The organism is Mesorhizobium sp. M0243 (assembly GCF_040321775.1).
Lineage (GTDB): Bacteria > Pseudomonadota > Alphaproteobacteria > Rhizobiales > Rhizobiaceae > Mesorhizobium.
On record NZ_JAMYSF010000014.1, the window covers coordinates 134,684 to 154,315 of the forward strand.

Sequence of the window (19,632 nt, forward strand, 5' to 3'; positions counted from 1 at the left end):
GGAAATAAAAATGAAGATAAGCGCTAACAGTAGCAAGAGCGTGGCTAAGAGGATAATGCGTTCGTCGGTATTTGCAGGGATCTTTTTCGCCAGCACGGCAATGGCGGATACGCTTCGCGTAATTGCTGACGGAGATCTCAAAACCGTAGATCCCATAGTGACGACGTCGGGCACGACCTTGGTTCATGCCTATCTGATCTACGACAAATTGTTCGAGTTCGACAAAGACGGCGTCGCCCATCCCCAGTTGGCTGATAAAGTCGATACTAGTGCCGACAAAAAAAGCTACACGATCACGCTTCGGAAAGGCCTGAAATTTTCCGATGGAGGTCCAATTACGACGGACGACGTTCTTCAGTCCCTGAAGCGCTGGGCTTCCCGGGACCAGACCGGGCAGTTGTTGGCTGCCAGACTCAAGGGGATGACGAAACTCGATGATCTGACGTTTCGCATTGAGCTGACCCAGCCATTTGACGTTCCCGCCGCGCTAGCCGGTATCACCGGGAATCCTGCTTTCATCATGCCCAAGCGGGTTGCTTCATTACCGCCAACAGACCAGCTCACGGATACAACCGGCTCTGGACCTTATCAATTTGACTATTCGTCATGGAAGCCAGGGCAGACGCGCATCTATACCAAAAATCCCAATTACATCCCGAGGACCGATCCGCCGAGCTTCTTTGCCGGCAAGAAAGAGGCATCGTTTGACAAAATTGAAATGGCTTACGTACCAGATGCCAACACCGCAATGGCGGAGATGCTCACTGGGCAGCAAGATATCTGGGCAGCTCCTCCGCTGGATAACGCTCTGGCCTTGCGGGACAATCCCGACCTCGTTGTGGCGAAAGGGTTTCTAAACCAGGGTGTGGTCGTGGTTAATCACGTAGTGCCTCCGTTCGATAACAATAAGGCACGTGAGGCGCTTACCTATCTGATTGACCAAACCGAGATCAGCCGCGCGGCGGTGGGTGACCAGGAATTCTGGCACACCTGCTATGCTTATTTGACTTGCAAGGGGACGTATGGAGACGAGTCCGCTTACAAGGGTCATCGCGGGGCAGCCGATTTAGACAAGGCGAAAGAACTCCTCAAAGAAGCCGGCTACGATGGGAAGCCGATCGTGATCCTCGACCCGACAGATTGGTCTGAAGCCCACGCCAGGGCGCTGTATTTGGGGCAGCAACTGAGAAAGGTCGGCGCTGAGGTCGACCTTCAGGCAATGGACTGGTCGACGCTCACGTCGCGCCGTACCTCTAAAGCGCCAGCTTCGGAAGGCGGCTGGAACCTCTTCCCCAACATCATGGAAGGCCAGCCAGCCTCCTCTCCGCTTACACATCTCATGCTTGCCTCTAACTGCGACAAGGCCTGGTTCGGTTGGCCCTGCGACAAGAAAATCGAGGACTTGCGGGCAGCATTCATCAGCGCAGCGGACCAGAATGAGAAGAAGAAAATCGCCAGTGAACTCCAGGCCCGTGCATCCGTCTATCTACCGTTCATCGTGACAGGAGAGAATACTGGGGCCGTCGTCTACAGAGCCGAGCTCGAAGGATTCAACCCCGAAACGGCTGAACTGTATTTCTGGAATATCCGGCGAAAGAGCAAGTAGCGCGCCAATCTGTGGCCGTGAGGTTATTATGATCAGGTATCTCATCACCAGAATGCTTTCCATCATACCGGTGATGGGGGTGGTAACTGCCGTTGTTTTCGGGCTAACTTATTTGAGCCCGGGGGATGCGGCGGTTGTGCTGGCGGGCGACTATGCGTCGCCCGCTCAGATCGCTGCTATCCGAGAGCGGCTTCACCTAGATGCTCCAATTGTGCCCCAGTACTTTCATTGGCTGTGGAACGTCCTGCGGGGTGATCTTGGAAATTCGATCTTTTCTGAACAACCAGTATTGAGTCTCATCCTGGCGCGAGTCGAACCGACAATCATTCTGGCAATCGCAGCAACTCTGGTCTCAGTTGTGATTGCTGTGCCACTGGGACTGTTGGCTGCGCGGAAAAGGGGCGGCATCGCCGATCAACTGGTATCCTTCTTCGGTATTGCTGGAACGGCAATACCGGCCTTCCTGATTGGGTATTTGCTGATATTTACGTTCGGGGTGTACTTTGGATCGATGCCCATCTCGGGGTTCCCTGGGCTCGAAAGCGGAGCATGGGAAGTCTTGAGGCATGTGCTTCTGCCGGCGACCATGTTGGGATTTGCGCAGACCGCGCTGATCACTCGGATCACGAGAGCGAGTGCGATCGAGGTCCTTAACCAGGACTTCATTAGGGTCGCGCGAGCAAAAGGCCTTGATGAGTTCACAATTATCATGCGGCACTGCCTTAGGCTCATCGCCGTGCCTCTCGTCACGATAGTTGGAATGTCGTTTGCCTATATGCTTGGTGGCGTGGTGATAACCGAGACAGTGTTTGCCATCCCCGGGGTTGGACGTCTCTTGGTTGACGCCATCCAACACAAGGATGTCCCGGTGATCCAGGGAGTCTTGCTATTAAGCTCATTCGTATATGTTCTTATAAATTTACTTGTCGACCTATCATATCTGTTTATCGACCCGCGAATTAAATATACCTAGGGAGGTTAGGCGATGACGATTTCTCTGTCGTGGCGACAAAAGAGGCGCCTGCCGGCTCCTTTGCTGGTGGCCTCATTTTTCATGCTCTTGGTTGTATTGGTGTCATTTTTAGCGCCGATCCTAACTAGCGTTAACCCCTTGTCCATGACCGCGGATGCAAGGCTCAAGCCACCTAGCTACAGTCATTTACTGGGGACCGATATGTTCGGCCGAGATATTCTGGCGCGTGTGCTTTATGGCGGGCAGATTTCGCTCGTGATCGGTTTGGCTACAGCGGCTCTGGCGACAGCGATCGGAACGATCCTGGGCCTCGTCGCCGGAGCCGGGCAGCTCTCGGACAAGATCTTGATGAGGATCATGGACGGCATGATGGCTATACCTGGGATCCTGCTTGCGATTGCCCTGGCGACGATCTTTGGTGGCGGGGTCTTGACTGTGATCGTAGCTTTGGCGATCCCGGAAGTGCCGGGTGTCGCAAGACTGGCTCGGAGCTTAACGCTGACACTCCGGGAGCAAGTGTTCGTAGAGGCAGCTCGGTCCTACGGCGCTGGACCTCTGCGCATTCTGTTCAAGTACATCCTGCCGAACGCGTTGGCGCCGATCGCAGTGCAGGCCACGTATATCTGCGGCGTGGCGATCCTTTATGAGGCTTACCTCAGCTTTGTCGGCGTTGGCGTTCCGCCCGAGCATCCGAGTTGGGGCAACATTGTTGCCGAGGGGCGGTCCTTTGCCTTGATTGCCCCACATATGATTCTCTATCCAAGCGTGCTTATTGCGGTTGTCGTGCTCGCAATCAATTTGATGGGCGATGGGGCGCGGGACATGCTCGACCCGCGATTCGCCTTGCCTGATTGAGCTTCTCGAAAAGATGCCAAATCAGGCTTCGATGCATGATCCATGTGAACAAGCAAAGCGCCTGTGAAGCACAGTTGCAATCAGGCGCTTCTTTGACCTCCGGAAGGTGCGATCATACCGCAGGGTCGCTAACTCGGCGCTTATTGAGCGCCTCCAGAAGGTTTTCACCGGCCCGGATGATGTGCCCTCGCATAAACTCCACGACTTGAGGGTCGCGTTCTTTGCACATGCTCAGAATTTGGCGATGTTCGCGCTCTGCTTCTTCGAAACCCGAAGTCAGAAGTAGCTGAATCCTGATATATCGATCAATCTGGACATTGATGCCCTGGAGAATGGCGAGTGTCTGAACGCGTCCCGCGGGTCGATAGAGACTGCGGTGAAACTCCCAGTTCAAAGCGCCTACCCTAGCAATGTCCCGCTTGTGATATGCCTCTTCCAGTCGCTTGAGAATTTGCGCGGAGTGAGCCAACTCTTCGTCCGAGAGATGCTCTAGAGAGCGGCTCAGAATATCGCACTCCAGCGTTGCCCGAAGTTCGAACAATTCCATGATCTGTTCGGACGGCAATGTCGAAACAATCGCACCCTTGTGGATCTTGGAAACAATTAATCCCGCTGCTTCCAACTGGCGAAATGCCTCGCGCACAGGCATTCGGCTGCATTCGTATTCAGCTGCGATCGCTTCTTGTATGAGGGGATCGCCCTCTTTGAACTCGCCACTGAGAATGCGTTCCCGCAACGACTCCGACAGCGCCTCCGGTAGGCTTTGCCTCTGAAGGCGATATTTCGAGCCCTGCATCTTCTGTTCAAGCATCTTGTCTGTCGTTTCTTGGATCCCAAAGCCCAAAATTAAAGCCGCCTTTTTCGCTTATTCCAATGGGTCGGCATGGGTCGGCTATTAGGAATAGTACCCCAAAAAATGGCGACATCAAAGGCTAGACAGGATATTTGTCGCCGTGTAGATTGGATCCAGTTGGATTGCAGATGGATGGAGAACCATGGCAAAGTGGGCCGGTGTATACCCCGCGGTGACGACGAAGCTAACGCGGGATGGCGTGGTTGACCTCCGAGCGACCAAGGACAGCCTCGACCGCCTCGTCAAGGCAGGCGTTTCCGGCGTCATCGTGCTTCCAATGCTGGGCGAAAACGCTTCGATGTCGCTGAAGGACCGCGAAAGCATCATCCGCGGTGCGGTCGAAGTGGTCGCCGGTCGTGTTCCGGTTCTCTCTGGGCTTGCTGAAATCACACTCGAAAGTGCGAAGGCCAACGCCAAGTTCTACGAATCATTCGGCGCCCAGGGCCTGATGGTGTTCCCAAGCCTCGGCTATAAAACCGATGATCGCGAGACCGTCGAGTGGTACAAGGGTGTCGCCAGCGCTTCGTCGCTGCCGATCATGATTTACAACAATCCAATCGCGTATGGCGTAGATTGCACGGTCAACGTTCTCAAGCACCTCGTCGATACGCCGGAAATCGTCTGCGTTAAGGAAGAAACCGGTGACATTCGTCGCGTCACCGATATCTATGTCGAGCTCGGCGACCGCTTCAGCGTCTTCTGCGGCGTCGACGATCTGATTCTCGAGAGTTGCGCGCTGGGCGTCACCGGCTGGGTGTCCGGCATGACCAACGTTTGGCCGTCAGAATGCGTCGAGCTCTTCAACCTCTGCGCCCAAAACAAGTACCAGGAGGCGCGCGCGCTTTACCACATCCTGACACCGTCCTTTCATCTCGACACCCACGTCAAGCTGGTTCAGTACATTAAGCTCGCCGAGAACCTGGTCTACGGAGCCCCTGAATGGACCCGTGCACCGCGTTTGCCGCTCGTCGGCGAAGAGCGTGAATTTGTCATCTCCACCGTTCAGCAGGCAATCGGCACCCTTGCCAACCGGGTGTAGAAGGCTGCGTGATTTCCACTGACCGCGCTGCCGCGTCCGGTCGCCATATGTCCGCGGCCTTCGCGCGGCGTCCCCTGCCGGTGTCGGGACACGCTTGTATTTTTCGAGGTTATAGTGAGGCAAATTATCGAGAGATCGTCGCGATTATGGCGAAGGTTCACTTTTTCTACAACGAAAGTCTTCGAGCCCTGCCTTGAACTGCGCGCCGCGTTGAGCGGCGCCGCGCGCTACATCTCATTCGGAACGCGAGCCAACACGACAGAGCTCGACTGTATAGGTATGCTTGTCGTCGGATATGCTCCACTTCCCGCCCGGCTGCGGCATCAACTGGGTGTCGGGCGAGAACGCGTCGCAAATAGCCTGAGGCCAGCTGTCGTCCAGATCGGATGAAGACGAGGAGTTCACCGATCTTCACCATGCGAACCGTCCGTGCGCCGGTCAGCGGTGTCTGTGCCCGATACCGCCATTCCGACGGCCAGTTCCATTTTGCTTGATCGCAAGTTCTTCCGACAGCTTCTGAGCGTACTCAGCCCGGAATTCTAATCGCTTAACGAGGGCGACGCCTTCCTGGTGATGTTTGGCTCGTGGTCGAGCGGCGCCCGTTCATTTGCGTAGTGCGGCTCGGCGTCGGAGGCGGAGCCAACGGTTCTCGCCGAGTGTGTCGCGCAAGACGGTTCCGACCAACTGCTCGCGCCCGCCCGGAATGATGAGCATCTTGTCCGGCCTAATCGCTCGAACCTCAATACCGACCTGGGAAGCTGGGGGCGGCGTCAAACAGTCGAGCCACTCCTTTAACGGTTTTTCATCAAAGACGAGCCGCTCTCCCTCGCGGCGCAAGGTGTAGCTTTCCAGGCAAGTCTCGTAGGTTCCCAGCCAAGCCTCGATATCGAGGAGCGGCCGGATTCGCAGATCGGGCGAGGCGAGGCCAAAGTAGGAACGCATAGCCCATGCCAATAGTCGCTGCGCTGTGATCCCCCCATTCGCGCCGTTGGTTAGAACGGCCATGGCGAAGCGCCGCGACGGAATCATAGCAAACAAGCACGGCTGTCCGTTAGCGCCGCCGTTGTGGCTGACAACCCGCTCTCCGGTACTCTCGTCGAGCCACCAGCCCAATCCGATCTCGGGGGTGTCGCTCAATGGGCCGGCTGGTTCAAAGGCAGCCACCCGCATGGTGTCGCCGAGCACCGCCGCCCCGTCTAACTGGAACTGTGCGTAGCGCATGAGGTGGTCGGCGCTGGCGATCAGGCCCCCGATCGGGTTACCGCAGCGGGGCATCGCCCACGGCCGTGCTATCACTGTCTGCCCGCCGTGCTCGGCATGCCCGACGGCGAAGTTGCGGTGGACCAGGTCGTGGGCGAAGAAGCAAGTGCCGTCTATACCGAGCGGTGCGAGCAGCGCATTATCCAGCACGTCTTCGAAGGGACAGCCATGCAGCACCTCCAAGATTCGTCCAAGGACATAGAAAGCGGCATTGTTGTATGACCACATCCGACCCAGTGGCGTGACTTGGATCAGTTTGCCCATCCGGGCGACCATGGCGGCCAGCGCGTCTTCGCCCCAGCCGTGATCCTCATAGAAGTCTCCCTCCCAGCCGCAGCTGTGGGTCAAGCAATCGCGGACGGTCACGGCAGCCGAGACACCCGGGTCCGCGACGGTGAACTGTGGCAGGTGGGCGCGAACCGGATCATCCAAGCTGAGGCGCCCCTGCTCTACGAGCTGAAAGACGGCGGTGGCGGTGAACGTCTTGGTGATTGACCCGATCTGGAACAACGTGTCGCCGCCGACCGGCTGCGGATGTAGCGCGTTTGTTACACCTAGGCCGGCGGTCGCGGCACAGCAGTCACGGTAGACGCCGAGGGCGATTCCCGGAACTCCATCGCGTTGCATCTCCACACGTGCTTGCTCGAGCAGCGCGGAGTCGAGGCGATGAGACGGCAACAGAGGAGAATTGTGTTCGCTCATTTTCATTGCAGATATTCTTCTTTTAGCCAGTTTTGGATAGACAGCTTTCAGCTCCGTTGGGGTAGCGGCAAGCCCGATCGAAGTTCGCCGCACCGCAGGGCGCAGGTTATCGTACGTGATCGTTCCGGTACGGCACCTCGAGGGTGGTCGCGTCGGCGGCCATTGCTAGTCATCCGTAAGTCCGCAAGAAGTGGGCCAGCCTGCAGAGTTCGTGCCAAAACTCATTGGTGTCGCGGGTTGCGCCGCACAAGGATCAGACGGCCGCCCCGTGGAGGAAGACTATTACCAATTTAGATGCTGGTCGGCGTCCTTCCGTAGCCGCCTGTTGCGGCCACTCTCGCAGGTCTTCACAGTCCATCGGTCAATGAATGAGGCTGTGGGTGAGGCCTCTCGGCCGCAAAGTTCGTGATCCAGGATCGGGAGCTTCAAAGCCCCACGATGAAGGGGGAAATTTTGATCCCGGCAAAGAGAAAGTGACCACGAGACGAATTGAAACAGATGCTGCGGCTTGCCGGAAGTGTGGGAGGAGTATCGCGGTTCGCATCCCGGCCCCGTCGAGCGCATCATCGCCTACGTCACGTCGAGGTCGGCGCCAAGGTTCTGGTAGGCATTTGGCCGCAGACCGGACGTCCAGCACCAAGGCGACCGCCAGCCAGTTCCGTCTGTTCATTGATGCCGGCGTCTATTGGCTCGTGTCTGCGGGCCGCAATGCCGAAGTGCTCGCGCTTGGCAGTCGCCCAATTCGACGCGCCGCGCCTACGCCTCCTAAAGATCGCCGCGTGTGTGGTCGATATGCCTCCTGTATCTTCCAACATCCAACATCCTGTCCTGACCAGGCCATCCAGCGCATCGTCCTCGACCGCATTCGCAACTCGTCACCTAACCGACGGGGCGCAACCCCCCAAACGACTCGCCGGACCGCAACCCAAACCCCGCTGCAATCACGACGGATCAAGCCGCGCCCCACGGGCTCGAAAAAAGGCGCCGCAGGGACGACCCCCGCGCCGCATCAAGCCGCCGCATATTGGCATGCATTAATCGGGCTAGTCTTACTGCGTCATAAAATGTGAGATCGACGGGTATTGAGCGTGGTCCGGGTGCAGCATGGACATCGTTGAAGCCGATTGGCTAGGGCGACGGTGAGGCGTGGTCGCAGAGTTGGGATTGAGTTCCCGATGCCCCTGTAGGTCACTGCCGGGTTATCTTAACGATGGCGCCCATAGTCCGTTGAATCGCGGCCGGTAGACAATCAAGCGCCTCCATCAGAAAAGGCAGATCATTGGAGAGGGTGAGCTCGGGAAGAGTTCTCGATGATATTTTAGTGCGTATTTCAGTCGATCGTGAGCACGGATTTCACCGCATCGTGAGCACGGATTTCGCGGGATCGTGAGCAGCGATTTCAGATGATCGTGAGCAACGATTTCAGACGATCGTGAGCAGCCTTCTCGAAGGTTGTGGACGCTTCGGCCGACATCTCAACCGGGCTACAGGTTGCCTCGTCAATGCAACGAGGAAGCCTGATGCCAACCCAGAGATTGTCGATGCGCCGGATCAGAGAAGTTTTCCGTTCAAGGCATGTCCAGGGCCTCACCGAGCGCGTCATTGCGCGCATGCTTGGGATCAGCAATGGGGTTGTGCATGGATACCTACGGCGAGCTCGCCTTGCCGGGCTGACCTGGCCGTTGGTCCAAGGTATGGACGACGAAGGCCTTGAGCTTCTTCTGTTTCCAGCGCCCAAGTCAGCGTCGCACAAGCCCTCGGCGGCCCGTGCCTGATTGGAGCCATGTGGAGAAGGAGCTGCGCCGCCGCGGTATGACGCGGGTGCTGCTGTGGGAAGAGTATCGCGCCGCCAATCCCGACGGCTTTGGCCACACGTGGTTCTGTACGAGCTTCGAGGCCTGGAAAGGACGCGTACGCCCCTCAATGCGGCAGACGCACCTGGGCGGCGAGAAAGTTTTCGTCGACTTTGCCGGCGACGCCTTCGACATCTTCGATCCCGTCACCGGCGAAGAGCACGCCATGAAGCTGTTCGTCGCAGCGATGGGCGCCTCGAACTATACCTACGCCGAGGCGTGCCCGAGCGAGAGCCTGCCCGACTGGATCGGTATGCACACCAATCTTTTTGCCTTTCTGGGTGGCGTGCCGAAGTTCGTGATCTGCGATAATCTCCAGGCCGCCGTCACCAACCCCGATCGCTACGACCCCGGCCTCAACCGGACCTACGCCGAGATGGCGAGCCATTACGGCACCGCAGTCCTCGCAGCGAGGCCGAGACGCCCGAAGGATAAGGCAAAAGTCGAGGTCGCCGTGCAAATAGCGCAGCGCTGGGTCCTGGCGCGGCTGCGCAACCATCGCTTCTTTTCCTTGGCGGAGCTGAACGGCGCCATCCGCCTGCTTGTCACCGAACTCAATGCCCCGCCAGATGCGCGGTTTCGGCTCCAGCCGCGCCGAACTGTTCGCCGAGATCGACAGGCCTAAGCTGGCAGAACTGCCAGATCAGCCATACGTCTTTGCGCGCTGGAAGCGTTGCCGCGTCGCGCCCGACTATCATGTCGAGGTCGACGGGCACTGGTATTCCACGCCCTATCGCTTCATCCGCGAGCTCGTCGATGTGCGCATCGCCGACAACACCGTCGAGTTCTTCCACAAGGGTCAGCGGATCGCCAGCCACGCCCGTGCGCCCAACCGGCGCGGCCATACGACCATTGCCGATCACATGCCGAGCGCGCATCGCCGCTACGGCAAGTGGACGCCTGGAGGATTGATCGCGGCCGGCGAGAAGATTGGTCCTTCCGCCGCCGCCTTCTTCCAGGCCGTCATCGCCGACCGGCCGCATCCCGAACAGGGCTTTCGAACCTGTCTCGGCATCCTGTCTCTGACCAAGAGCTACGGCAACGCACGCGTCGACGCAGCCTGCGAACGCGGCATCCTCATCAAGGCACGCTCCGCCGCCTCGATCCGTTCGATCCTCAAGACCGGCCTTGATCGCGCCTTTCTCGACGACACCCCCGATCCCCAAGCCCTGCGCCACGGCAACATCCGCGGTCAGGGCTATTCCACTGAACCACGGAGATTCCAATGCTTACCCATCCAACGCATGAGCGGCTGATCGCACTCGGCCTGAGCGGAATGGCCAAGGCCTTCGAGGAGCAGCGACGATCGCCGGATCTGGATGCCTTGTCGTTCGAGGAGCGCATCGGGCTTCTCGTTGATCGCGAAGCCGCCGAGCGCGACACCAAACGGCTCACGACACGGCTCAAATTCGCCGCGCTGCGTCAAAGCGCCTGCGTTGAAGATATCGATCTGCGAACGCCGCGCGGTATCGACCGCGCCGTCTTCGCCAGGCTCGTCGCTGGCGACTGGATCGACCGCCATGAGAACTTGCTCGCTACAGGCGCAACGGGTCTGGGCAAGAGTTGGCTGGCCTGTGCGCTAGGTCACAAAGCCTGCCGCGACAACCGGCCGGTCCTCTATCATCGCGTCCCACGTCTGTTCGAGGCACTCGCCCTGGCGCGTGGCGACGGACCCTATGGCCGCCTGCTCAAGACGCTCGGGCGCGTTCAGCTCCTCATCCTCGACGATTGGGGCCTGGCGATTCTCACTGCGGCTGAACGGCGAGACCTCCTCGAGATCCTCGACGATCGCCATGGCCGCGCTTCCACAATCGTCACCAGCCAAGTTCCCGTGGAACACTGGCATGATGTCATAGGCGATCCCACCCTTGGCGATGCCATCCTGGATCGCCTCATTCACAATGCTCACCGCCTTCAGCTCACCGGAGAAAGCATGCGAAAACACAATGCCCGCGCCCGCCCTCTTGACGGCGCCTCAAACACCTGAATCAATGAACACGTCGATCGAAACAGCGCTCATGATCGCCCGAGATACCTGCTCACGATCAAACGAAACGAGCGCTCACCATCGCCTGAAACGGCTGCTCACAATCAGCGAAATGCGCATTTAGCCAGCAAGACTTCAGTGCTCATGATGAGCTGACCTAGGGTCTGTACTCAATTAGGATTCCGGCTGGGGCAGAATTGTGATTCAAGGCTTCCGAATCGAGGAGGCCTTGATGCGCAAGCAGCTCTATTGGCTGAGTGATGAGGATTGGGAGCAGATCGAGCCACTGCTGCCAAGGGGTCAACGCGGTGCGCATCGGGTCGATGACCGGCGTGTCATAAGCGGCATCATGCATATGCTGCGCTCGGGCGCACGCTGGCGCGACTGTCCGCCCGAATACGGGCCCTACACGACGGTCTACAACCGCTTCAAATCGCTGGAGCCGTCGGGGGATCTGGCTGGCGATGTTCAAGGCGCTCACCGGCAGCACGGGTGTGATCGGCACAGCCGCGATCAACGGGGACTGTCAGGAATCTTGTGCGTGAGGCCGGTTGTCGTCATTGGCTGACGAACCTTTCGCCGAAGACGACGGCGAATTGTGTTCTGGCCTCGAACCACTCGCGCGGGGCGCGTTTCCATTCCTCGGCGGCGGGTTGAGAACCAGATATAGCAGTTTCATCGCCGCGTCGTCATTGGGAAAGTGACCGCGCGTTCGCACGGCCCGCCGCAGCTTTGAGTTCAGCGCCTCGATGGCGTTTGTCGTGTAGATGATGCGGCGCACGCTCTCGGGGAATGCGAAGAACGGCACGACATGGAGCCAGTTGCGCCGCCAGCTCTGAGCGATTGCCGGAAACGTTGGCCCCAGTAGCCAGCGTCGAAGGCATTGAGCGCGGCCAGGCCGGCTTCGGCGTCCTTGGCCCGGTATATCGCCCGCAGCGCCGGCACGACAGGCTTGCGGTCCTTCCAAGACACGAACTCCAATGAATGGCGGATAAGGTGCACAATGCAGGTCTGCACGACCGTTTGCGGGAATACGGCGTTGATCGCTTCTGGAAAGCCCTTCAGGCCGTCGACGACGGCGATCAGGATGTCGGCGACACCTCGGTTCTTCAGCTCATTCATGACGCGCAGCCAGAATTTGGCGCCTTCGGTCTGCTCGATCCAGATCCCCAATATCTCCTTGCCGCCGTCGGGCAGGATGCCGAGCGCGATATAGATCGCCTTGTTGCGCACGAAGCCCTCGTCGCGAATTTTGACCCGGATGGCGTCGAAGAAGACCAAGGGAAAGCAGGCGTCCAACGGCCTGTTCTGCCATTCGGCGACCTCCTCGAGCACGGCGTCGGTGACGGCCGAGATCAGGTCCGGCGAAACGTCGATGCCGTAGAGTTCCTCCAGGTGGCCGCGGATCTCGCGCACGCTCATGCCGCGCGCATACATGGATACGATCTTGGCGTCGAAATCGGGAAAGCGGCGCTGATACTTTGCGATCAACTTCGGGTCGAAGGAGCCGGCACGGTCACGCGGGATCGAAAGTTCGAGCTTCGATGTGCCCGTCAGAACCGTCTTCTTCGAATGTCCGTTGCGCCGGTTCGCCAGTCCTGTGGCTTGCTCCTCGTCAAGATGATCGTCCAATTCGGCGTTCAGTATCCGCTCCGAAAGCGCCTTCTTCAGATCGTCGAGCAAACCGTCCTTGGCAAACAGCTCCTGCGGGTCGCGCCCGGCAAGCAACCGATCCAGTACTTCCTTCTCAATGGCCATGCGATGATTCTCCTTTCCATCATCACGCACAAGATTCCTGACAGTCCCCGATCGACGCCTCGCACGTTAAGGCGCACCGCTCCGCCGCCGGCGGAAAAGGGGGTCTTCGCAGAGGCCATCGGGCGATCACGCGGCGGCCGCACGACCAAAATCCACGCGCTGACCGATGCTGCTGGCCGGCCGCGCGTCCTGATGATCGCTCCCGGCAATCTGCATGACGTGATGATGGCCGAGGAACTCCTCCTCGCCGCGGGACCGGTCTAGAGGCTGCTCGCCGACAAGGCCTATGACACCAATCGTCTGCGCACGCTTCTCGCTCAAAGCGGGATCGAGGCCGTCATTCCGTCCATCGCCAGGCGCAAGCCGATGATCCCCTACGATCGCGAAGCCTACCGCCAGCGCAATCTCATCGAACGCATGTTCGCTCGGCTCAAAGACTTCCGCCGCATCGCCACGCGCTACGACAAGCTCGCAAGGAACTTCCTAGCTGGCATGCTTCTCGCCGCAGCCATAACCTGGAGCTCAATTGAGTCCGGACCCTAGTTCATTGTCATGCCTCCTTCACAAAAACAAAGGCCGAATCTGCGGCATTTCGGCTGCAGCCTTGTCGTTTGCAACGCAGGTACCCTTTGAAACAGTTTGAAGCGGCACAGGACCGTATCGCGCGACTTCGCGTTCATGATCAGGCCCGCTGAGTCGGCTTCGGGTTGCAGCCGACGATCATGATCTTCTGCCGAGCCATCGACTGGGGCGTTGAGCACCGTGTGTGGGCGCAGACTTGCCCATGCCCGCTTCCCGTACAGTGTGGTCTGACGCAGCCGTGACATGTGCTCTGCTTTCCTCGTTTACACCCATCGTAGTGACCCGCGACAGGAGTGTTCCAGTCGGCATGCCGCCGCCTCGCACCGAAGCCGCAAACCTCATGCCGATCTAGCTGATCACGAAGGCAGGAATTTTCCACATATTTTCCAATGGCTTAAGTTAAGAGTGCAGCAAGAATTAGTCCGACCACGAACGTGTCGCGGGGTCGCCAAACCCGACAGCAGGTATCCGGTGCCCGGCATCTCCCAACAATGACGAACAGGTTTTCTTCGCCTGGAAAGCCGAAGTCACGCCTCATTCAAACCGGTTCCGCGTTGTCCGATGGTCGACAATGTTGGACATACGACATAGCAGTATGAGAGCCATCATATTGTCTTCAAACAGTTTCTCCTCTGGCACGATACATGCGTGGTTATTCGCAAACGCGAACTGAGGAGAGATCGTTTCACAATCACACTCACCAGAAACGCCGTCGCGACTGCTGGGCCTCGCTTTCCCGCTCAGCAAACGGCAGTTCCAGTTGACACGCGTAGATAAAATGGAAGCTCCATATGAAATGCGACCCCGGTATTTTCGATCCCAATATACGATTGATTGTGTAGCTCTCTTCAACGGTGGTTGATCACAAAGGTGAATCAAACGCGCCCATTCGGAGGAAAAAAATGAAGATCGTAGCTATCGATTATTGGCAGTTGCCTTGCCGGTCGCTGAAGGAATCCTGGGACAGTGACGAGTCTGTCTGGCCGAGCGCGCCGCCTTCTTACATCGTCCGCATCACCAGCGAGGATGGGCTAATCGGCGTTGGAGAGGCAACCAGCCAGGTTTGGTACCTTGGTGAGACGAGTGCGCAAATGACAAGCTGCCTTCGTCTTTATGCAGAGGCACTGAAAGGTCATGACGCCAGCAATTTCGGCTTAGCCCATCTTCTTATGGAGCGAGTATACTCAGGTGGAATGCCGGGCGGCCGCACAGCTCGGACAGCCGTGGATATGGCCTTGCATGATCTCGTTGGCAAGGCCTACGGCGTTCCCATACATAAACTGCTCGGCGGGGCCTACCGGACGCGGTTAGATCTGCTCACAAATCTTTATCACAAGTCGCCGAATGAGATGGCGGATGCATGCTGCAGCTGCGCAAAGAAAGGCTTTAAAGGGCTTAAGATAAAGGTCGGGGACACCATGCTGCATCACGGGTTCTCGCATGAGCGTATGACGTCCGAGCTAGCTCTTCTTGAAGCGGCGCTAGGTGCCACCCCGTCAGACGTGTATATTGATGCGGACGCCAACCAAGGCTGGCGTAATGCGAAATGGACTGTAGCCAAATTGGAGAAGTACCGAGAACATTATAATCTTTCTATAGAGCAGCCACTGCACTATGGCGACATAGTGGGTTCGCAGTTTGTTCGTGAACGGTCCCGAGCGCCGCTAATACTTGACGAATCCGTGTGGTCGCCGGAGGCGATGATAACCATCATCGCTGAACAGGCGTGCGACCGTGTGGTTCTAAAGCTTAATCGTGTGGGGGGCTTTTACCCGGCAATCCAGATCATTGGCATGTGTACCGCCGCAGGTATCGGCGTCAGCGTGGATACCAATCCTTTTAACCTGGTAGGTGATACCGCCTCCGCTCATGTCGCAGCGGTCATAAGAGATCATTATCCTGTCGACTGCGAAGGTCATGTTACCTTTCTCACGCTTGGGCGTGATGATTTGTTATCTGGCGGCGTAACTTTCGGTGGTGCCCAAGCTATCGTGCCTGAGGCTCCTGGACTCGGGGTCGAGGTAAATTGGGATGCTATCGAGCAACTCGATCCTGCCTGACGCTTGCTTGTCAACTGATATTGACGCAAGAATGCGAACAGAAGCATTCACGCAGACGACAGATGGAAAAGGCCGCATAAGCTTAACACCAGAAACTGTCCCCGATTTTCTGTGTCTCAGTCTAGGGGTGCACTCCAGTCCGCGAATTAGCGGAATGGGTGTCCGCGAATTTCTGAAACACGCATGGAGTTGATCCGCTCTCCTGGTTCTCCCTGACCTTGACCGCATCGCTTGACGTGCTCCCCTGAATTGTCCTCGCTTTGAGGTTAGCCTCGTTATCCGGCTGAAGAGCCTCGAGGAGGAGAACGGCAAGCCTGAAGCGTCTGCTGGCCGATGCCATGCTTGACGTCCCGACCCTGCGCGAGATGCTCGGAAAATGTAGCGCTTCAACCCGCAGGCGCGGGCGTCACCGCAAACGGCACGTCGACATTTATCTCAAGTTCTGCTCGCTGCGCACCGTTTGCGAAGCGTCGCACCTGCAGCCAAGCCGACGTGACATGGTGCCGGCGGCTTGAACATGAGCGCCGAGCCCTCTTCTGATCGCGCAAAAAGGGTTCTCAGCCATCGCATATCAAATCTGGGGAACGATAAAATTTTGCTTTTTATGGGAAAAACGGGACGCAGAGAACGGCGTCAGATTAAGGCATGGCTGTCGTCCGAACAGAAGGTCACCGACGATTTTGCCAGTCGTTGGGCCCTGTGTCAGTCCAAGATGGCCGTGACCGAACGCATAAATGATATGCCGGCTCGAACCAGACTCCCCTATGACGGGCAGGCTGTCCGGCGTGGCAGACCGGTGGCCACTCCACTCAATGCCCCCTTCCCCCTTCATGCCTGGAAGATAAAGCTTAGCGAGCCTCACGAGAGCTTTCGAGCGTTCATAGTTCGGCGCGGCCTTCAATCCGCCAAACTCGGCCGCCCCACCGACCCGCAATCCCACCGAAAGCGGCGTCACCACAAATTTTCGGTCTGCGAATATCACTTCCCGTTCTAGGGCAATCCCCGGCGAGGCGATCGTCGTGTTGTATCCGCGCTCGCTCTCGAGAAGCACGCGGTCTCCCAACTGCCTGGCAAGTTGCGCCGACCAGGCGCCCGCCGCAATCACGATCTTTGCTGCCCTGAGTATCTCGCCACCGTTTAGCCAAAGTACGGCACCGTCGGTCGTAGGATTTAAACAGTCAACCTGGCCTCTCAAGATTCTCGCGCCGTTTGCGATGAGCCAATTCCGAAGAACATCCACCACTTTTTTCGGATCCGAAACATGCGACCATTGAGGCGTGAATATCCCATTTTTCACTATTGAACCGAGCGCCGGTTCCATGTCCCTGACCTGCGACGCCGACAACTCTTTGGTCTCCACGCCGAGCGCACGCTTGGCATCCCACTCCGGCTTGTCGCGTCTCAGACTGCCCTCGCTCTCGTAGACCGTTAGCGCTCCCTTACGAAACAGATCATTCGCGAGACCCACCTTGGTGAAGAGCGGCACAAGATCGTCATAAACACGGCTGTTGATTTCCGCAAGCGCGCCAGAAATCCGTCGCACCTCGGGTGCTGTGCCAACTTTCGCGAAACTCCAAAGCCACGGGAAAAGATGAGGCATATGCCTGACCCGGATCGCTAGTGGGCCAAGAGGATCCAGAAGCCAGAAGGGCACTTTCTTCCACAATCCCGGGACAGAAGAGGGTATCACTTCGGTTACAGCGATGCCGCCTGCGTTGCCGAATGACGCTTTGTCGCCCTCAGGCTCGCGATCGATGATTGTGACCGCTGCTCCGCTCTGTAGCGCCTCGTAGGCGACACTCAGTCCGACAATGCCGGCGCCGATGACAACTACGCTCATTCCAGACATCTGGTTTTCTCTCTCATAGGCACTGGTATGACACCGGCATGGCATCCACCACTCTGACAATTTTGGTCCGGTGACTTGGGAATTAATTCAGTGTCTCCGGGTATCGAAGTATCGAAGCTTTGTGGACGTCGAAAGAACCGCGATGCGGTCATAGTTGATATCCATTCCAATCAAACGTCTCATTCGCTCCCTTGTAACTTGTCATCTGCCGAATCCGTTGTGCTGACGGTTGCGGTGGCCGAGGCGACACCACCCCCTTTGGAGACCAAGCCCGCGGGAGAGCGAGGGTCTTCGTCCGCCGTTCCATCGAACCCGAAGGGTCGCTTGGGCCGCAAGCGAAGCCGATTAGGCAAGGATGGGACAGGATGGGTGCTGTTGTTGTGAGGATCGATGTCTCGAAGGATCGGCTTGACGTGCATGTCGCGCCCTTTGGGAGGCGTTTTCGGTCGGCAATGACCATGCCGGGGTGGAGGAACTTGCGGCTTTGGACGCGGCCGTCATCGCCGCTTTCGTGACGGCCACGGGAGCCGAGTTGCGTCCGTTGCCTGACGCCGAGACCAGAGCGCTGGGCGAGCTTGTACCTCCGGCAGATCGTGGCCATGATCGTGGAGGAGGAGAATCGCCAGCGCATGCTCACGGCACGCGAGGCCAGAAAGAGCATCAGGCAGCTGCTGTCTGCCTTGCGGCGCGAATTGAAGAGCCTCAATGCCGACCTCCACGACCGCTCCGCAAGTCGCCGCTGTGGCAGCTGGGGGAGAAGCTACTCACCTGGGTTCCCGGGGTCGGGCCGACGGTGGCGCGCGCCCTCATCGCCGAACTGCCCGAGCTCGGAAGCCTCGATCGGCGCCAGATCGCAGTCCTCGCCGGCCTGGCGCCCTGGACGTGCTTGGCAAGGTCGGGAGTAGCGCATCGTTGGTAACGGTACAGCGCAAATTTTGAGAAGTTGTTGAAGGCCCGACCGCTCATTGTAGCGGCAACGCTGGTTGTCTTATCTGCGCCGGCCAAGAGAACTTGCCCCAGACCAAACCCGTGGCGTTTCAAACCCTGTTCATAAGCAGGCATCAGTCGAATCTGACCAATCGCGGCAGCCGCTTGCTTTTCCTCAATTCGCAAAGATTTGTCTAAGGCGTTTCGGCGACGATGGCACCAACATGCACTCGTGCAGAGAGGTGAAGCGCCGCTGATTGTTTCTATTCGCCAAGGGTCGGAAATGGTGTGATAGACCAACCGATTAGGGCGACTGCGCGTTGAAGAGCGCCCTCGGTTTCAGCAAGGCTTGGTGAAGCAGCTATGACATGCCCAATCCAGTCTCGGTAATCACCCTTCCTGACGATCGGCGTCTTGGGCTCAACATTCAATTTGACCTCGGCGATACCCGGTATAGCAGCCGCCTGAGTGTCGCCACCGATCCAGTCGAGGATTCCATCGCGATCAGGAATGAGGAACCGCACCGCCGCAGTGTGCGAATGCCTTCTGCGCAAATCCCATTCCTGGCCGATGACAAGCTTGATGTGTTCGGTGACGAGATCGATCCCGTAAGCCAACTGAATTAAGGGAGGATGGACCCCGCCAGCAAGGCGCGGATTGACCTCAATGACGACTGGGCCGCGCTTGGTCCACCGGAATTCAATGCAGGTTGGCCCCCAGCCGAGGCCGAGAGCTCGCAAACAGCTCAACGAAAGATCAACGATGTGCTCGTGCTCGTCTTCGGTCAGCAGGGCCGGAAAGGTCGTCTCACGAAAGACGAAATGCGGTGGCGGGCCGAAGTCAGCGGCCGCAATTCCAATGACCTCATCTGCCATTATTTCGGCGCAACAAAAGGGGCCTTGTGCGAATTCTTCGACCAGGATCCTCGGGTCGGACTGCCATATGTGCTTCCCGCCCAACAGATAGGTTGTATGTTCGGCCAACTCGTCGACGTCGCGGCACAGTCGGACCCCGTAACTGCCGTTGCCGACGGCTGGCTTGACAATCACCGGGAAGCCGATCTCCGCCGCTGCGCTTTCAACGTCCGTCGCATTCGCGGCCAACCGATAAGCAGGTATTGGAATGCCAGCCTCCGCCAGGAGCTGACGTTGAATGAATTTGTCGCAGCATCGTTCAATCGATTCAGGGTTCGGTCCCGGCAGATCGAAATATTGGCAGAGCTTGCCAACTGTCGCATAGACCGCCTCCCTGGCGCTCGTAATGCCAGCAAGATCATAGGTCGCGCGGAGCTGGTCACATTCGCGGATCAGCGCATCGAGATTGTTTGT

General features: G+C 58.0%; 12 protein-coding genes and 5 pseudogenes. 11 read left to right on the forward strand and 6 right to left on the reverse strand.

Going from position 1 to position 19,632, the window contains the following annotated elements; all coding sequences use genetic code 11:
• The first annotated feature begins 10 nt into the window (after window positions 1–10).
• The 3 genes from NKJ11_RS19465 to NKJ11_RS19475 are packed head-to-tail and all read left to right on the forward strand — an operon-like array spanning window position 11 to window position 3,434.
• Window positions 11–1,606, forward strand: a complete 1,596-nt coding sequence (locus NKJ11_RS19465; RefSeq protein WP_352794052.1) for an ABC transporter substrate-binding protein — start codon at window positions 11–13, stop codon at window positions 1,604–1,606.
• 28 nt (window positions 1,607–1,634) lie between these two features.
• Window positions 1,635–2,579: an ABC transporter permease gene (locus tag NKJ11_RS19470; protein ID WP_352794054.1), complete on the forward strand. Its 945-nt coding sequence runs from the start codon at window positions 1,635–1,637 to the stop codon at window positions 2,577–2,579.
• A 12-nt stretch (window positions 2,580–2,591) separates the two neighbouring features.
• Window positions 2,592–3,434: an ABC transporter permease gene (locus tag NKJ11_RS19475; RefSeq protein WP_352794056.1), complete on the forward strand. Its 843-nt coding sequence runs from the start codon at window positions 2,592–2,594 to the stop codon at window positions 3,432–3,434.
• A gap of 112 nt (window positions 3,435–3,546) precedes the next feature.
• Here NKJ11_RS19475 and NKJ11_RS19480 read toward each other — a convergent pair whose 3' ends face one another.
• The gene (locus tag NKJ11_RS19480; RefSeq protein WP_352794058.1) at window positions 3,547–4,245 is read right to left on the reverse strand and encodes a GntR family transcriptional regulator; all 699 of its coding nucleotides are present in this window, start codon (window positions 4,243–4,245) and stop codon (window positions 3,547–3,549) included.
• A gap of 184 nt (window positions 4,246–4,429) precedes the next feature.
• Between NKJ11_RS19480 and NKJ11_RS19485 the strand changes: the two genes are divergently transcribed.
• The gene (locus NKJ11_RS19485; RefSeq protein WP_352794060.1) at window positions 4,430–5,326 is read left to right on the forward strand and encodes a dihydrodipicolinate synthase family protein; all 897 of its coding nucleotides are present in this window, start codon (window positions 4,430–4,432) and stop codon (window positions 5,324–5,326) included.
• A 603-nt stretch (window positions 5,327–5,929) separates the two neighbouring features.
• Here NKJ11_RS19485 and NKJ11_RS19490 read toward each other — a convergent pair.
• Window positions 5,930–7,294: a serine hydrolase domain-containing protein gene (locus NKJ11_RS19490; RefSeq protein WP_352794062.1), complete on the reverse strand. Its 1,365-nt coding sequence runs from the start codon at window positions 7,292–7,294 to the stop codon at window positions 5,930–5,932.
• Window positions 7,295–7,896: 602 nt separating this feature from the next.
• On the opposite strand from NKJ11_RS19490, the pseudogene NKJ11_RS19500 reads away from it, so the two are divergent.
• The 4 genes and pseudogenes from NKJ11_RS19500 to NKJ11_RS19515 form a co-directional block, all read left to right on the forward strand.
• Window positions 7,897–8,154: pseudogene (locus NKJ11_RS19500) on the forward strand (transposase); the annotation flags it as partial.
• Between the two features lie 654 nt (window positions 8,155–8,808).
• Window positions 8,809–10,397 (forward strand): annotated as a pseudogene (istA, locus tag NKJ11_RS19505) (IS21 family transposase).
• Window positions 10,367–11,128, forward strand: a complete 762-nt coding sequence (gene istB, locus NKJ11_RS19510) for an IS21-like element helper ATPase IstB (RefSeq protein ID WP_352794064.1) — start codon at window positions 10,367–10,369, stop codon at window positions 11,126–11,128. The pseudogene istA and the gene istB overlap by 31 nt, the downstream one beginning before the upstream one ends.
• Window positions 11,129–11,360: 232 nt before the next feature.
• Window positions 11,361–11,628, forward strand: a pseudogene (locus NKJ11_RS19515) (transposase); the annotation flags it as partial.
• A 57-nt stretch (window positions 11,629–11,685) separates the two neighbouring features.
• On the opposite strand, the pseudogene NKJ11_RS19520 reads toward NKJ11_RS19515, so the two are convergent.
• Window positions 11,686–12,886, reverse strand: a pseudogene (locus NKJ11_RS19520) (IS256 family transposase).
• A 126-nt stretch (window positions 12,887–13,012) separates the two neighbouring features.
• Window positions 13,013–13,207 (reverse strand): hypothetical protein, encoded by a 195-nt coding sequence (locus NKJ11_RS19525; protein WP_352794066.1) that lies wholly within the window; start codon window positions 13,205–13,207, stop codon window positions 13,013–13,015.
• Between the two features lie 6 nt (window positions 13,208–13,213).
• On the opposite strand from NKJ11_RS19525, the gene NKJ11_RS19530 reads away from it, so the two are divergent.
• Entirely contained in the window at window positions 13,214–13,429 is a 216-nt protein-coding gene (locus NKJ11_RS19530) for a transposase (RefSeq protein WP_352794084.1), read from the forward strand.
• Window positions 13,430–14,370: 941 nt separating this feature from the next.
• Window positions 14,371–15,528, forward strand: coding sequence for a mandelate racemase/muconate lactonizing enzyme family protein (locus NKJ11_RS19535; protein WP_352794068.1), 1,158 nt, complete (start codon window positions 14,371–14,373; stop codon window positions 15,526–15,528).
• Between the two features lie 571 nt (window positions 15,529–16,099).
• Here the strand turns inward: NKJ11_RS19535 and NKJ11_RS19545 are convergent.
• Window positions 16,100–17,368: an NAD(P)/FAD-dependent oxidoreductase gene (locus NKJ11_RS19545; RefSeq protein ID WP_352794070.1), complete on the reverse strand. Its 1,269-nt coding sequence runs from the start codon at window positions 17,366–17,368 to the stop codon at window positions 16,100–16,102.
• Window positions 17,369–17,742: 374 nt separating this feature from the next.
• Here NKJ11_RS19545 and NKJ11_RS33875 point away from each other — a divergent pair.
• Window positions 17,743–18,260: pseudogene (locus NKJ11_RS33875) on the forward strand (transposase); the annotation flags it as partial.
• Between the two features lie 307 nt (window positions 18,261–18,567).
• Here NKJ11_RS33875 and NKJ11_RS19555 read toward each other — a convergent pair.
• Window positions 18,568–19,632 (reverse strand): ATP-grasp domain-containing protein (locus tag NKJ11_RS19555; RefSeq protein WP_352794071.1); only part of this gene is annotated, 1,065 nt, incomplete at its 5' end.

Coding starts and splice junctions, on each gene's coding strand:
- NKJ11_RS19465 (WP_352794052.1), top strand. CDS start 11: ATGAAGATAAGCGCTAACAGTAGCAAGAGCGTGGCTAAGAGGATAATG.
- NKJ11_RS19485 (WP_352794060.1), top strand. CDS start 4,430: ATGGCAAAGTGGGCCGGTGTATACCCCGCGGTGACGACGAAGCTAACG.
- NKJ11_RS19475 (WP_352794056.1), top strand. CDS start 2,592: ATGACGATTTCTCTGTCGTGGCGACAAAAGAGGCGCCTGCCGGCTCCT.
- istB (WP_352794064.1), top strand. CDS start 10,367: ATGCTTACCCATCCAACGCATGAGCGGCTGATCGCACTCGGCCTGAGC.
- NKJ11_RS19480 (WP_352794058.1), bottom strand. CDS start 4,245: ATGCTTGAACAGAAGATGCAGGGCTCGAAATATCGCCTTCAGAGGCAA.
- NKJ11_RS19490 (WP_352794062.1), bottom strand. CDS start 7,294: ATGAAAATGAGCGAACACAATTCTCCTCTGTTGCCGTCTCATCGCCTC.
- NKJ11_RS19535 (WP_352794068.1), top strand. CDS start 14,371: ATGAAGATCGTAGCTATCGATTATTGGCAGTTGCCTTGCCGGTCGCTG.
- NKJ11_RS19545 (WP_352794070.1), bottom strand. CDS start 17,368: ATGAGCGTAGTTGTCATCGGCGCCGGCATTGTCGGACTGAGTGTCGCC.
- NKJ11_RS19470 (WP_352794054.1), top strand. CDS start 1,635: ATGATCAGGTATCTCATCACCAGAATGCTTTCCATCATACCGGTGATG.